General features: G+C 70.2%; 12 protein-coding genes. 11 read left to right on the forward strand and 1 reads right to left on the reverse strand.

Annotated features, from left to right (window positions below; all coding sequences use genetic code 11):
* The first annotated feature begins 11 nt into the window (after positions 1-11).
* Both ACFVVM_RS01810 and ACFVVM_RS01815 read left to right on the forward strand, forming a co-directional pair.
* Positions 12-1,727, forward strand: coding sequence for an ABC transporter substrate-binding protein (locus tag ACFVVM_RS01810; protein WP_387611993.1), 1,716 nt, complete (start codon positions 12-14; stop codon positions 1,725-1,727).
* A 29-nt stretch (positions 1,728-1,756) separates the two neighbouring features.
* On the forward strand, positions 1,757-2,329 hold the full coding sequence (locus ACFVVM_RS01815; RefSeq protein WP_387611996.1) for an adenine phosphoribosyltransferase: 573 nt from the start codon (positions 1,757-1,759) through the stop codon (positions 2,327-2,329).
* 9 nt (positions 2,330-2,338) lie between these two features.
* Here the strand turns inward: ACFVVM_RS01815 and ACFVVM_RS01820 are convergent, their stop codons facing one another.
* A complete protein-coding gene (locus ACFVVM_RS01820; RefSeq protein WP_387611998.1) occupies positions 2,339-2,950 on the reverse strand; it encodes a GNAT family N-acetyltransferase in 612 nt (203 codons plus the stop codon).
* A gap of 305 nt (positions 2,951-3,255) precedes the next feature.
* Between ACFVVM_RS01820 and ACFVVM_RS01825 the strand changes: the two genes are divergently transcribed.
* From ACFVVM_RS01825 to ACFVVM_RS01865, 9 genes are all read left to right on the forward strand, one after another.
* A complete protein-coding gene (locus ACFVVM_RS01825) occupies positions 3,256-4,833 on the forward strand; it encodes an ABC-F family ATP-binding cassette domain-containing protein (RefSeq protein WP_387612001.1) in 1,578 nt (525 codons plus the stop codon).
* Positions 4,834-4,947: 114 nt separating this feature from the next.
* The gene (locus ACFVVM_RS01830) at positions 4,948-5,895 is read left to right on the forward strand and encodes a hypothetical protein (protein WP_387612004.1); all 948 of its coding nucleotides are present in this window, start codon (positions 4,948-4,950) and stop codon (positions 5,893-5,895) included.
* Positions 5,896-5,922: 27 nt separating this feature from the next.
* Positions 5,923-7,191 (forward strand): adenylosuccinate synthetase, encoded by a 1,269-nt coding sequence (locus tag ACFVVM_RS01835; protein ID WP_387612007.1) that lies wholly within the window; start codon positions 5,923-5,925, stop codon positions 7,189-7,191.
* A gap of 15 nt (positions 7,192-7,206) precedes the next feature.
* Positions 7,207-7,836: an NUDIX domain-containing protein gene (locus ACFVVM_RS01840; protein ID WP_387612009.1), complete on the forward strand. Its 630-nt coding sequence runs from the start codon at positions 7,207-7,209 to the stop codon at positions 7,834-7,836.
* A gap of 214 nt (positions 7,837-8,050) precedes the next feature.
* The gene (locus ACFVVM_RS01845) at positions 8,051-10,429 is read left to right on the forward strand and encodes a RelA/SpoT family protein (RefSeq protein ID WP_387612012.1); all 2,379 of its coding nucleotides are present in this window, start codon (positions 8,051-8,053) and stop codon (positions 10,427-10,429) included.
* 223 nt (positions 10,430-10,652) lie between these two features.
* Positions 10,653-12,287 carry a cutinase family protein gene (locus tag ACFVVM_RS01850; protein WP_387612015.1) on the forward strand — a complete coding sequence of 545 codons (1,635 nt, stop codon included), beginning with the start codon at positions 10,653-10,655 and terminating at the stop codon, positions 12,285-12,287.
* A gap of 58 nt (positions 12,288-12,345) precedes the next feature.
* A complete protein-coding gene (locus tag ACFVVM_RS01855; protein ID WP_387612018.1) occupies positions 12,346-13,638 on the forward strand; it encodes a hypothetical protein in 1,293 nt (430 codons plus the stop codon).
* 12 nt (positions 13,639-13,650) lie between these two features.
* Positions 13,651-14,505, forward strand: coding sequence for a MinD/ParA family protein (locus ACFVVM_RS01860; protein WP_387612020.1), 855 nt, complete (start codon positions 13,651-13,653; stop codon positions 14,503-14,505).
* On the forward strand, positions 14,502-15,140 hold the full coding sequence (locus ACFVVM_RS01865) for a hypothetical protein (protein ID WP_387612023.1): 639 nt from the start codon (positions 14,502-14,504) through the stop codon (positions 15,138-15,140). Before ACFVVM_RS01860 ends, ACFVVM_RS01865 begins: the two co-directional genes overlap by 4 nt.
* The last annotated feature ends 42 nt before the right edge of the window (positions 15,141-15,182 follow it).

A 15,182-nucleotide genomic window follows, 5' to 3' on the forward strand; every position in this document is an offset into this window, starting at 1 on the left:
GGGGTCTCATCATGCGACGCAGCAGGATTCGACTGATCACCGTGCTCGCCACGGCCGCCGCCGTGACCACCGGGCTGGTGGCCGGGTGCTCGACCACGAACCAGGTGCCCTCCATCGGGTACGCGGTCGACGCCGCGGTCGCCAGCTACAACGGCGGCAGCACGCTCGGCGCGAGCAGTGGTACCGCGGCGGTGTTCGGGCGCGTGCTGACCGGGTTCTTCTACACCGGACCCGATGGTCAGCAGGTCGCCGACACCGACGCGGGCACCGCGAAGGAGGTGCCGGGCGAGACCCAGACCGTCCAGTACCGGCTCAACCCGGACGGGGTCTACTCCGACGGGGTGGCCACCTCCTGCGACGATCTGGTGCTCGCCTGGTCGGCGCGCTCGGGCAAGTACACCCGCCCCGGCGACAACGGCCCGGTGCCGCTGTTCGACGCGGCCAGCACGGTCGGCTACGCCGATATCGAGCGGGTCGACTGCGTACCGGGGTCCAAGGACGCCACCGTGGTGTTCCGGCCCGGCAGGCACTATCTCCCGTGGCGCACCCTGTTCACCGCCGCCGAGCTCATGCCCGCGCACGTGGTCGCGCAGGCGGCGGGCGTGCCGGATGTGGTGAGCGCCCTGCAGGCCGGTGACGGCGCGGTGCTCGGGCGCATCGCCGATTTCTGGAACGCGGGCTGGACGATGACGCCGGGCTCGCTCGATCTGACCAAGTTCCCGTCCTCGGGGCCGTACCGGATCGAATCCTTCGGCGCCGAGGACGGTTTGGTCCTCGTCGCCAACGAGAAGTGGTGGGGTTCCCCGCCCAAGACCAGCCGGATCGTGGTGTGGCCCAAGGGCACCGACTTCGCCGCCAAGGCGAAGGAGAACGCGCTCGGCGTGGTCGACCTGGGCGCGGGGTCGGTGGCCGAGCTCGATCTCGCCGGGTTCGACGAGCAGACCGTCGCCGGTCGTGGCGCCGAACAGCTCGTGCTCGCCACCGGCGGGGTCTTCGCGCCGGTGGAGGTGCGCCGCGCCTTCGCCCAGTGCGTGCCGCGCCAGGCCCTGTTCGAGACCCTGGGCAAGGCGGGCGAGCCGCCGGTCACGGGGCTGGGTTCCGGCCCGCTCAACGCCCATGTGGTGCAGCAGGATTCGCTGTACTACCCGGCGGTGATCGGCGCCGCCGACAAGTACCGTGGCGCCGACATCCCGGCGGCCACCGCGACACTGGCCTCGGCCGGTGCGCCGCAGCCGACGGTCCGGATCGGTTATCAGGCACCCGATGACCGCCGGGCGCGGACGGTGGCGGCGATCGCCGATTCGTGCCGCGCCGCGGGGATTTCCGTGGTCGACGCGGGCGCACCCGATTTCACCCCGGCCCGGTTGGCCGAGGGCGCGGTCGACGCCGTGCTCGGCTCGACCGCGGGCGTGCCCGGCCCGGCCGGTTCCTCGGCCGGGGTCACCGCCTTCGCCGCGTTGCGGGCCGGTAGCGGACTCGATGTCGGTGGCTTCGCGAACGGTCGTTACGATGCGATCACCGATCAGCTTGCGGGAGAGGACGACTCGACCGTGACGCTGAATCTGCTGACCGAGGCCGAGAACCTGCTGTGGGCGCAGCTGCCGAGCATCCCGTTGTTCGCGACACCGCGCACCATCGCCTTCGGCCACGGCATGCAGAACGGGATAGCCGGGCCGACGCAGGCCGGTACCGGCTGGAACATGGACCGCTGGGTGTTGCAGCGGTGAGCAGTCGTGGACGTGACGGAGAGGTGTCGATGAGCAAGCACGCGGTGGTCGAATCCGACGACCAGGTAGTCGAGCGGACCGAGAAGGCCGCCGACGCGGTCTCGCGGCTGACCCGCTGGCACGACGACTTCCCCACGCCCGGCGTGCGTTTCGCTGATCTCACCCCCGTGTTCGCCGACGCCGTCGGGTTCCGCGCGGTCGTCGACTGCTTCGCCGCCATCGCCCCCGAAGCCGATATCGTCGCCGGTGTCGACGCCCGCGGCTTCCTGCTCGGTGCCGGGGTGGCGGCGACGCTGGGCACCGGCGTGCTCGCCATCCGCAAGGGCGGCAAGCTGCCGCCGCCGGTCGTCTCGCGCGAGTACCAGCTCGAATACGGTTCGGCCGCACTGGAAATCCCAGCCGACGGGGTGGAACTCGCGGGCAAGCGCATTCTGCTGCTCGACGACGTCCTGGCCACCGGTGGCACCCTCGCCGCCGCGGCGGCCCTGTTCGCCGAGGTCGGTGCCGAGGTCGTCGCGGCCGCCGTGGTGCTCGAGCTCGAGTTCCTGAAGGGCCGCGACCACCAGGGCGACTACCCGCTCACCTCGATCGTCAAGCTCTGAGCCGGTCGCTCAGCGGGCCGCCCGCAGCATCAGCCACAGCGGTGGGCCGTCGGGGATGCGGATCTCACTGGTCACGGTGAAGCCGAAGCGTTCGTAGTACGGCACGTTGTCGGGGTTGCTGGATTCCAGGTAGGCGGTGCCGCCCTCGGCATCGACGCGGTCGAGCCGGGAGCGCAGCAGGGCATTGCCGTAGCCGGCGCCGCGAACGTCGGGAGCGGTGCCGAGCATTCCCAGATACCAGTGCGGTTCGGTCGGGTGATGTTCTTCGAGCAGTTCGGCGACCTGCTTTCCGGCGAGGATGCGCCTGCCGAGGGCGCGCAGGAGTCCGGGCATCATGCGCAGCTCGGCGCGCGGGCTGGTCTCGCGCCGGTTCGGTGGCGTCCAGAGCGCGACGCCCGCGACCGTCCCGTCCGGGCGCAGCGCGAGCTCGGAGCCGCCGACCGGGACGAACACGTGGCGGGCCATGGTGGCGAAGAACCGGGGCAGGCCCACCGCACGGCGGTGATCGTCCGGCAGGATCCAGCTCATCACCGGGTCGTGCTGGAAGGCCGCGGCCAGTGTGTTCGCTGCCGCGGTGATATCGCTCTGACCAGCCGTTCGTACTCGAATCGCCGTCGACATCGCATTCCTTCGTTCGCTGATTCCCGGGTGCGCGATCGCCCGGACCCGGGGCGATCGCCTCGTGCCGAGGTTAGCGCTTCTCGGTGTCGCGAGGACGCCGAGAGTCTTGCCGGCCCGACCGGCGGGTCTGCGGTGAGCGGGCTCACGATCGCGGAAAAAGGGGTGGCGTGACGGGGCGGGGTGGGTGTATCAATGAGTGGTCTTGTTCCCGGCGATCGGAGTCGTGCGTTGATTTCTTGAGGTAGCGCTTTCGGACGGTCCGCATTCCGCGCACCGTGTTTCCGCCGCACCTCGAGGTGATCCGCATGGTCTCTCTGTCTTTTTCCGATCTCACTTTCCATTGGCCTGATGGCACCGTGCTGTTCGACGGCCTCGACGCCGTCGTCGGCCCGGGCCAGATCGGCCTCGTCGGCAGCAACGGCGCGGGCAAATCCACGCTGCTGCGGCTGATCACCGGTGAGCTGACCCCGCTGCGCGGATCGATCACCGTGCCGGGCAGCCTCGGCTACCTGCGCCAGGATCTCGGGATGCGCACCGGACAGCGCGTCGACACCGTCCTCGGTATCGCCGAGCTGCGGGCCGCGCTGCACCGGATCGAGAGCGGCACCGGCGAACCCGACGACTTCGACACCATCGGCACGCACTGGCAGGTCGAGGACGAGGCCATCGCCCTGCTCGGCCGGCTCGGGCTGGGCTACGTCGCCGGTTCGGTGGCCGACCTCGACCGCACCCTCGACACCCTCTCCGGTGGCGAGACGGTGCTGCTCGGGCTCGTCGCCGAACTCCTGCGCGAACCCGACGTGCTGCTGCTCGACGAACCGACCAACAACCTCGACGTCGACGCGCGAGCGCGGCTCTACGAGGTGATCCGGCAGTTCCCCGGTACCGTGATCGTGGTCAGCCACGACCGCGACCTGCTCGACCGGATGGACGGCATCGCCGAGTTGCGCGCCGGGGAGATCCGGTCCTTCGGTGGCAATTTCAGCGAGTACGAGCGGATCGTCGAGCAGGAGCAGGAGGCCGCGCGGGCCGCGGTGCGTGACGCGCGCAGCGATGTGCGCAAGCAGGCACGCGAACTCGTCGACGCGCGAACCAAACTGGACCGCAGGGCGCGGTTCGCCCAGAAGGCGCAAGACAACAAGCGGGTACCCAAGATCGTCGCCGGACTGCGCAAGAACGCCGCCGAGGTCTCGGCGGGCAAACTGCGCAACTCCCACATCGAGAAGCTGGACTCCGCGCGCGAAACCCTCGATCACGCCGAGGAATTGGTGCGCGCGGACCGGCAGATCCGGATCGAGCTGCCGGGCACCCGGCTGTATCCGGGACAGGATGTGATCGACCTGCGCGAGGCCGAACTGGCCAACGGTCCGGTGGTGGATCTGCGGGTGAGCGGACCGGAACGGATAGCGCTCACCGGGCGCAACGGCGCGGGCAAGACCACGCTGCTGCGCCGCATCGTGGCCGAGGGGCCGAAGGTGGCGTGGCGGTTGCTGCCGCAGCGTCTCGACGTCTTCGACGAAGAGCGCACGGTGTTCGAGAACGTCGCCGAGGCCGCACAGCACGCCTCGGCCGAACAGATCCGCAGTCAGTTGGCGCGCTTCCTGTTTCGTGGTTCCGACGCCGACATCCCGGCGTCGGCACTGTCCGGTGGAGAGCGCCTGCGCGCGGCACTGGCCACCCTGCTGCTCGCCGAACCCGCCCCGAAACTGCTGATGCTCGACGAACCGACCAACAACCTCGACCTGCCCAGCCTGGCCCACCTGACCCAGGCCCTGGCGAGCTTCGAGGGCGCCCTGATCGTGGTCAGCCACGATGCCCGCTTCCTCGACGACATCGGCGTGACCCGCACCCTCGAACTCACTCCCGAGGGTCTGGTCGAGTAGCTCGACCGGCCCCGGGGCGGTGGCGTTCCGGGGCTTCGCTTCGCTCCGACGTTCTTGACGGGCGTTGTTTTGGTGGCGTAGACTAAAACAGTCCGAACGAGAGGAGTGGTTCGCATGGGGTACGGACATTGGGACGACACGGCTTACCGGGCGGGGAAGACCTACCGGGCCCGGCACGGGGTCGACGACTTCGGCTACACGGCCGAGATGCGGAGTCGGCCGTACGAAACGTGGTGTGCGCACCTGTTGCTCGATCCGTTCGGGGTCGGGACGCGCGAGTGCCGGGATTCGGCCGAGCACGGGGAGTCGTTGCCGGTGGCGGTGCTGTTCGACGTCACCGGGTCGATGGGGAAGGTGCCCCGGATCATGCAGGACAAGCTCGGCAAGCTGCACGGGCTGCTGCGGAGCAAGGGATACGCGCGGGACCCGCAGCTGCTGTTCGGGGCGATCGGCGACGCCGACACCGACCGGGTGCCGTTGCAGGTGGGGCAGTTCGAGTCCGACAACCGGATGGACGAGCAGTTGCGCGCGATTCTGCTCGAAGGCGGTGGCGGCGGGCAGAAGTCCGAGAGTTACGAACTGGCCGCCTATTTCATGGCACGGCACGTGGCGACCGACGCGTGGGACAAGCGGGGGAAGCGGGGATATCTGTTCCTGATCGGGGACGAGCTGAACAAGCCCCGGCTCGCGGCACGCCACATCCGCGCGGTGATCGGCGACCACGTGCGTCGCGATGTCGCGGTCGACTCGATCTATCGCGAGCTCGAGCAGCGCTGGCACGTGCACTACATCCTGCCGAATCAGTCCTCGTACTACCGGGATCCGGAGATCGCCGAGCACTGGCGCGGACTGCTCGGGCAGAACTTCCTGAAGCTCGACGATCCCGCCGCGGTGTGCGAACTGATCGCGCTGACCATCGGGCTGGGGGAGGATCGCGTCGACCTCGACACCGGACTGGCCGATCTGCGCGATGTGGGATCGGCCGACGAAGCGGACGCGGTGGGCCGGGCGCTGGGATCCGAGCCCGGCCGTGGGATGCGGGCGCTGCCGCCGGGGCGATGAGACAACGAGAAGGCAAGGGATACGCGGATGTTCGGTGACAGCCATCTCGTCGTCGTCGATCTGGGCTTCGGCGACGCGGGCAAGGGCGCGACGGTCGACTGGCTGTGCTCGCCCGAGGCCGACCTCGGGGTGGCGGCGGTCGTGCGGTTCAACGGCGGTGCGCAGGCCGCGCACAATGTCGTCGCCGACGGCCGCCACCACACCTTCGCCCAGTTCGGGGCGGGCACCTTCGCCGGTGTACCGACGCTGCTGTCGCGGCACATGCTGGTCGAACCGATCGCGCTCGCCGCCGAGTCCGACCGTCTCGCCGCTCTCGGCGTGCCCGACCCGCTCGGCCTGCTGGCCGTCGACGGGCGCGCCCTGCTCACGACGCCGATCCACATCGCGGCGAACCGTGCGCGCGAGGACGCGAGGGGTTCCTCGCGGCACGGTTCCTGCGGTCGGGGGATCGGTGAAACCGCCTGGTACGCACTCGAACACGACGCGCCGACCGTGGCGGACTGCTGGCTGCCCGCTGTCCTGCGGGCCAAACTGGACCGCCTCGCCGCGCACTACGACGAGCTGGTCGGCCCGAGCGCACACGGGTACGAATCGATCGACGCGCTCGTGGCGATGTACGGCGACTTCGCGCGGGCCGTGCGCATCGCCGACGACGGCGAACTCCAGCGCGCCGCACACCGCGGCAGGCTGGTGTTCGAAGGGGCACAGGGCGTCCTGCTCGACGAATGGCGTGGGTTCCATCCGCACACCACCTGGTCGACGGTGGAGCCACGCGATGCCCGCGCGATGATCGCCGAGATCGGCGGCACCGCAGCGGTTCTCGGTGTCACACGCACCTACATGACCCGCCACGGCGCGGGCCCACTACCCACCGAAGCCCCGCTCGGCCTCCCCGAGCCACACAACGACACCGGTCCCTACCAGGGCGCCTTCCGTCAGGGGCACCTCGATCCGATCCTGCTGCGCTACGCGATCGAGGTGTGCGGTGGGATCGACGGCCTGGTCGTCAACCACCTCGACGCTGCCGAAACCCTGTGCGCCGCAGCAGCCTATGACACGGGAGCGGGATCACTCGCCGAGCTGACTCCTGGCCGCTGGCGCGATCTCGACCACCAGCAACGGCTCACCGACCAGCTGTCGTCGGTCCAGCCGATCCTCGAACCGATCGGCCCCGACCCCGCCGCCTGGATCGCGAACCGCCTCGACGTGCCCGTGGTGCTCACCGGCCACGGCCCCGACCGCGCCGACCGCATCGCCGCATCGCGCAACGGCGTTGCCCTCCCCGCGAGCCGATAGGGAAGAATCTCGCCCGTGGAGCAATCGGTGGTGTCGATCGACGTGGTGACGCTGCGATGCTGGGACGCCGACAACGGGGTTTCCATCGGTATCGCCCCGCGCGAGTTCGAACCGTTCACCGGCGAGCTCGCCCTGCCCGGTGTGCTGCTGGGGCGGGGCGAACGGCTGGCCGAGGCCGCCCGGCGGGCCGTGCACACCAAGCTGGGGGTGCCGGCCGAGGCGATCGGGGCGGTCGGGCAGCTGGTCACCTTCGACGAACCGCATCGCGATCCGCGCGGCCCGACGCTGTCGATCGCCATGTGGGCGGTCGTCGCCGAACACGACGGCCCGGCCGAATGGGTCGGGTTCGACGAGGTCCCCCCGCTGGCGTTCGACCACAATCGCATCGTCGACACCAGCCGGACGCTGCTGGCCGGGCTCCTCTGGAAGGACCAGCACCTGACCAGGGCGTTGGCGGGGGAGGAGTTCCCCGCCACCCGGGCGGTCGACCTCAGTACCTCCCTGCACGGGACGCGCCCCGACCCCGCCAACCTCAATCGCACCCTCGCCGCGATTCCCGGTCTCGAACGCACCGGGGAACGGCGCCGGGTGAAGGCGACCGGGCGACCGGCGGTCGTGTGGGCCTTCCCGTCCGCCGAGGGCTGAACGGGGCGTTCGCGCAGTTCCCGGCCGATTCTCCGGCCGCGAACCCGGGCCGATTCGCGGCCGGGGGGTGACGCGTCGGCGGCGAGGCACTACCGTCGCATGCCTGTGACCGCGGGGATTCGAACACCAGGTCGGTGTGGGGACTAAAGTTGGTGGTCCGGGCGGTTGCAGCACTCGGCCGAAGCGGTCCGAATGCAGCGTGAGAGGCGGTGGCATGACTCGACAACTCGGCGAGGCGAAGGTTGGGCAGGAGTCCACCGACGCCCCGCGGAAGGCCGGTGCCCCGGCGACCCCCGAACCCGCCAACCAGACCAAGCAGTCCCCGACCGCGGCGGTGCCCAGCTCGGCCTCGCGCCGGGTGCGGGCCAGGCTGGCCCGGCGGATGACCGGTCAGCGCGGGATCGCGGCGGTCAAGCCGGTGCTGGAGCCGCTGGCCACCGTGCACCGCGAGCTGTACCCGAAGGCCAACCTGGCGTTGTTGCAGCGCGCCTTCGACGTCGCCGACGAACGCCACGCCAAGCAGTTCCGCAAGTCCGGCGACCCCTACATCACCCACCCGCTGGCCGTCGCCAACATCCTCGCCGAGCTCGGCATGGACACGACCACGCTGGTCGCGGCCCTGCTGCACGACACGGTCGAGGACACCGGCTATTCGCTCGAGCAGCTCAAAGAGGAGTTCGGGCAGGAAGTCGCGCACCTGGTCGACGGCGTCACCAAGCTCGACAAGGTGAACCTGGGCGCGGCCGCCGAGGCCGAGACCATCCGCAAGATGATCATCGCGATGGCCCGTGACCCGCGCGTGCTGGTGATCAAGGTCGCCGACCGGTTGCACAACATGCGCACCATGCGGTTCCTGCCGCCGGAGAAGCAGGCCAAGAAGGCCAAGGAGACCCTCGAGGTGATCGCGCCGCTGGCGCATCGCCTCGGCATGGCCACGGTCAAATGGGAGCTGGAGGACCTCGCCTTCGCGATCCTGCATCCCAAGAAGTACGACGAGATCGTGCGCCTGGTCGCCGACCGCGCGCCCTCGCGCGACACCTACCTGGCCAAGGTGCGCGCCGAGATCGTCAACACGCTGGCCCAGTCCAGGATCAACGCGATCGTCGAGGGGCGGCCCAAGCACTACTGGTCGATCTATCAGAAGATGATCGTCAAGGGCAAGGACTTCGACGACATCCACGACCTGGTCGGCATGCGGATCCTGTGCGAGGAGGTCCGCGACTGCTACGCCGCCGTCGGCGTCGTGCACTCGCTGTGGCAGCCGATGGCGGGCCGGTTCAAGGACTACATCGCCCAGCCGCGCTACGGCGTCTACCAGTCGCTGCACACCACCGTCGTCGGTCCCGACGGCAAGCCACTCGAAGTGCAGATCCGCACCCAGGACATGCACCGCACCGCCGAGTTCGGCATCGCCGCGCACTGGCGCTACAAGGAGACCAAGGGCAAGCACTCCGGTGACGCCGCCGAGGTCGACGACATGGCCTGGATGCGTCAGCTGCTCGACTGGCAGCGGGAAGCCGCCGACCCGGCCGAGTTCCTGGAGTCGCTGCGCTTCGACCTGAAGTCGCCGGAGATCTTCGTGTTCACGCCCAAGGGCGATGTGATCACGCTGCCGCAGAAGTCCACGCCGGTCGACTTCGCCTACGCGGTGCACACCGAGGTCGGGCACAAGTGCATCGGTGCCAGGGTCAACGGGCGGCTGGTCGCGCTGGAACGCCAGCTGGAGAACGGTGAGGTCGTCGAGGTGTTCACCTCGAAGGCGCAGAACGCCGGACCGAGCCGGGACTGGCAGAACTTCGTCGTCTCACCCCGGGCGAAGGCCAAGATTCGCCAGTGGTTTGCCAAGGAGCGGCGCGAGGAAGCCCTCGAAAGCGGCAAGGAGCAGATCTCCAAGGAGGTCCGCCGCGTCGGGCTGCCGCTGCAGCGGTTGATGAGCGTCGACGCGATGACCGCGGTCGCGCACGAACTGCACTACTCCGACATCTCCGCCCTCTACACCGCCGTCGGCGAGCACCAGGTCTCGGCGCATCACGTGGTGCAGCGGCTGATGGCCCAGCTCGGCGGCATCGGCGATGTGGAGAACGAGCTCGCCGAACGGTCGACCCCGTCGACCACACCCGCCCGGCAGCGGGTCACCGGCGACGCGGGCGTGCTGATCCCCGGTGCGCCGGGCACGGTGGCCAAGCTGGCCAAGTGCTGCACGCCGGTACCGGGCGACGAGATCATGGGCTTCGTCACGCGCGGCGGCGCGGTCAGCGTGCACCGGACCGACTGCACCAACGCCGGCTCGTTGCAGTCGCAGGCCGAGCGGATCATCGAGGTCGAATGGGCGCCCTCGCCCTCCTCGGTGTTCCTCGTCGCCATCCAGATCGAGGCGCTCGACCGCACCCGGTTGCTCTCCGACGTCACCAAGGTACTGGCCGACGAGAAGGTCAACATCCTGTCGGCCTCGGTCGCCACGCACGGCGATCGCGTCGCGATCAGCAAGTTCACCTTCGAGATGGGCGATCCCAAGCATCTGGGTCACCTGCTCAACGTGGTGCGCAATGTCGAAGGTGTCTACGACGTGTACCGGGTGACCTCCGCCGCCTGATCGACCGACCCCGGCCCGGGCATCCTCACTGGTGAGGGTGCCCGGGCCGCTGTCTGCCCGCCGTCAACGGCCCGATCGCCAGAAGATTGCTGGCTGGAACGGGTTTGCTGGGGGCAGCGGAAGGGCCGATTTGGGCAGCGTTTTAGATAGCCGGAATCTGTTACGGTTTACTGCGTTTCAACGCTCCACTGGTCAGCCGAAACGGACTGTGATGCGGATCGATATGGCTCGGTGCACGACACGACTCACGGCGGCGACGATCGCGTTCGCCGTCGCTTTGGGGTCGGTTGCGGCAGGCTTGGCCCGCGCGGAAGAGGGCCAACCCGCCGCACCGTCGACGCGGGTATCGATCGCCGCGTGTCCGGCGCTGTACGCCTTGGGGATTCAGGGCACCGGGGAATCCTCGCCCGATGCCGCGCCGAGCACCGACACCGGCATGCTGTCGACGGTGTTCCGTCCACTCCTGGCCGAAGCCGCCGACCCCGGACTCGTCGATCGGGCCTACGTGCCCTACGAGGCCGGGTTCGGTGGCGCGGTACCCGGCGGCGCGGTGCCCTATGCCGAATCGGTGGACGGTGGCGTCCAGCGGCTGCGCTCGATGGCCACCCAGGTGACCCAGCGCTGCCCCGACACCCGCATCGCGGTGCTCGGGTATTCGCAAGGCGCCCACGTGGCCTCGCTGTTCGCCCAGGAGGTGGGCGCCGGTACCGGCGTGCTGCCCGCGGACAAGATTGCCGGGGTCGCGCTGTTCGCCGACCCCACCCGCAACGAGAACGCCCCCCTGTTTCCCGGCGCCCCCGACCGGACGACTCCGGCGGCCGCGCCGGGCACCGAGGGCACGGCGCTGGCCGAGGTCGCCGCGGTGCGCCAGGCGCCTGCCCCCGGGGGCGGGCTCGGACCCGAGCGTGACCAGGCCGCCGACTTCGGCAAACTCACCGGGCGCGTCGCAAGTTTCTGCGCCACCGGTGATCTCGCGTGCGACGCACCGCAGGGCGCGCCCATCCTGCGCGCGGTGACCAACCTGGTCGGCCAGCTGAAACTCTCCGGCGGCGACCCGATCGGCTCGCTGGTCTCGATCGCGCAGGCGCTGGCGTTCACCTCGATCAAGACCGTGTCCACGGTGGTCGACGAGGACCTCTCCGGCAGCACGCTCGCGGATCTGTCGATCTCGCCGAAGAAGTCGATCTCCCAGCGCCTGGCCGATGCCGCCGACCCGCGCACCCAGCTCGATGTGAACGCCGCCTTCCGGGCGCTGCTCAAGGTCGGCATGATCGGGCTCAACGCCGTGGCCACCGTCGTGCGGACGGTGATCAGCCCGGCCGCCATCGCCGAATTGGCCACCGCCACACTGAGCAACCCGCTGGCCGGGCTGACCGTGCTCGGTACCAAGCTCGTCGGCGCGGTTCCGCAACTCGTCCCGCCGACCACCGGTGTGCGCCTGGTCAACGAGGCGTTCACCGCGGTCCAGCAGAATGTCACCGACAACCAGGAACTGCTCGACGTCACCACCTGGGTGCGCTACTGGAACGCCCTGCAGCGCCACGATGCCTACTCGCGCATCGGCGTCGGTGCCGACGGCGCGACGCCGACCCGGTATGTCGCCGAATGGTTCGCCGCGCTGGCCCGTGACGCGGCCGCGGTGTCGGGGCAGGGCGCGGTGCCGGTCGGCGGGTCCGATACCCGCAGTGCCGGAATATTCACGACCCCGACCGGCGCGTCTACCACAACCGCACCATCTGGTGGGGGACAATTTCCGTTCGGGACAGGAGCCGATGGCGCCTCATCCGGCGGCGCGACGACTCCGCCTGCCGCGACACCCGGAACACCCACCACCACCCGTCCGTTCTCTGTGAACTGATCACCGAGAGGTCTTCGATGCGAATCCTTGTGCCCGGCGCTGCGGAAAGGGGGGAATGTTGAAGTCGTACAACGAATTGTCGCGTTGGTACTCGGCGCTGGAGCCCGAGACCGACACCGTCGACCCCGCGCGCCCCGGCACCGCGGACCCGGCGGGCGAGGACGACGGCATCGACCGATATTCGTCGCGCCCCGAGCGCTCCCCCTCCGCCGACCCCGCCGAGCCCACCGGACTCGACGAGAGCGCGGCGGAACGGGACGGTGCCGAACCGGGGGAGAACGCTCCGGCCGACCCGGACGGCCACGGCATCGCGTTCGTCGACGATACGAACCGCGAAGCGACGGACCACGAAGCGGCGGACCGACCCGCCACTGCGGACGGACTCGCCACCGCGGACCGACCCGCCACTGCGGACGGACTCGCCACCGCGGACCGACCCGCCACCGCGGACCGACCCGCCGCGGCGAACCGAGTGGAAACCGCGGACCGAGCCGACACGGCGGAGCGGATCGATACGGCGAAATACTTCGACACGGCGAACCGCGACGCGGCGGACGACTACTACGGCGTCCCCACCGACGACGGCAAGCGGTACCCGGTCGAACCCGAACCGGAGCCCGAACCCGCCCCGCTCGCCGAACTGGCCGCGCGCCGCAGCGAGTTCACCGGCGGCTGGTCGGACTGGGTCGCCGAACCCGCCCCCGGACCCGATGACGACTACGACGCCGAACTCGTCCAGTTCCCCTGGACCGACGCGGCCGCCGACCACTACGACGAGCCACGCGTGCTCGAGCCCTCCGGCGCACTGCGCGCGAACCGCAGGCGCCAGCGCACCTGGGTCGTGCTCGCCGTCTCGGTCCTCGTGCTGGTCCTCGCCGCGACCGGCGTGTTCTTCCTGCTGTTCGGCCGTGGCGAGGAAGCGGGCGCGAGGCACGCCGCGCCACTGCAGTTCACGGCGGGCAATCTCACCGCCGACACCACCGGCTCGTGCCCGACCGAACGCACCGACACGGTCGTGCGCAGCGCCGAGGCGGGTGGCCCCGGTTCCGGCCCGGACGCCGTGCTCGCTTTCCAGTACGCCTACTACGTGACCCGATCGGGGGAGCAGGCCCGTGCGGTGGCCACCCCCGACGCCGAGGTCTCACCGGCCGCCGTGATCCAGCGCGGTATCGATTCCATCCCGGTGGGGACCACCCACTGCGTGCGGATCACCACCGTCGCGGCGGACCGGTTCACGGTGGAGGTCACCGAGTTCCGGCCCGCGGGCGCACCGGCCACCTACACCAAGCAGTCGGTGCGGACCGTGGTGGTGGGCGATCGCACGTATATCGCGGGCATCGCGGCAGGGTAAGGAGCAGAGGCGATGACAGACGACTGGAGCCGTTGGCTCGACGAATCCCCCGAGGGGGAGCCGTCGGGTGATTCGGCGCGTGATCCGGCTCCGGTGGTGCGGTTGCGGCGCAAGACGAGTGAGCGAGCGGGTGGGGCACGCAGGCCGATCCTGGTGGTCGGTGGCTGCGGCGGCGCGGGGACGACGACGACAGCGCTCGGCCTCGCCGCCGAATTCGTGGTCGACGGCGCGACGACGGTGGCGGTCGACGCGACCGCCGCCGGCAGCGATCTCGCGCTGCGCGGCGCCGACAAACACCTGCACCCGGTGAACCTGCAGTCGTGGGTCTACGGGCGCGGCGCCGACGAACCTGCCCCGCTCGAGGACTGCCTGTCCCGCTCGACCTCCGGTTTCGGGCTGCTCTGGCGCGACGCGACCCCGCTGCGCCGCCGCGCGACATATCTCACTGTCGCCAGGGCTTTGGACACCGGCGGATACACCGCGGTCTACGACGGTGGCAACCCGATTGCCGGGCGGCAACTGCGGCCCCTGCTCGACGACGCCGAGATCGCGCTGGTGCTGGCCATTCCGGCCCGCGTCGACGCGGCCAACCGGCTGCGGGTGACCCTGGAATGGCTCGACGACCACTACGGTGACGACGGCGCGGGTGTGGTCGCCGATACCACCATCGTTGTCTCGCACCAGTATTCGCACGACGACTCACGCGTTGCCGAGCATTTGCGCGAGCACCTGTCGGGCTGGGTCCGCGAGGTCGTCGAGATCCCCTACGATCCGCATCTGGCGCGCGGTGAGCTCGTGCGGCACAGCGAGCTCGCCGAGGCGACGCGTGCGGCATATGGGAGCTTGCTCGCCGGGGTGGCATCATGACGGCAGCTATGAATCTTCGTCGTCGTCGTGAACCGGCGCCCGCCGGTGTCGTCGCGCCGCCCGAATCGCTGCGCGCGCCGATCTGGCAGCGGCCCGTACCCGGAGTGGGTCGGGCGCCGCTGGTGTGGCTGCTCGGTGTGCACGGCGGCTCCGGTGCCACCACGCTCGCCCATGTCCTCGCGCCCGCTGCCGATGCCCGCGGGCGGTGGCCGGGCGTGTTCGATCGGGAATCGCCCTATGTCGTCCTCGTCGCCAGGGAGACCATCTCCGGTCTCACCCGGGCGCACGATCTGCTGCGCCAGCACCACGCCGGATTCGCCGGCGCCTCGGAGGTACTCGGGCTGATCACCGTCGCCGCGCGCCCCGGCCGGGTGCCCCCGGAGATCCGGCGCTACCGCGACGTGGTCGGCTCGCTGGCCGGGCACGTCTGGCAGGTGCCGTGGTTCGAGGAGTGGACCCTGGTGGAGTCCGATGTGCTGCCGGTGTGGTCGCCGGGCGACGGTGTGGCGGCGCGTAAACGCCGGATGGACCCGCTCGACGAGGTGCCGGTCGAGATCGGCGAGCTCGGTGTCGAGCTGGTCGCCGCGATCAGGGCCAGCATCGAGGGCCCCGGGACCGGGGAGGATCGGCCATGACCGCCGGGCGGTCGGACCGCCGGTGGTGTACAAACGTGTGTC

It is taken from the genome of Nocardia sp. NPDC058176 (genome assembly GCF_042883805.1).
Taxonomy (GTDB): Bacteria; Actinomycetota; Actinomycetes; order Mycobacteriales; family Mycobacteriaceae; genus Nocardia.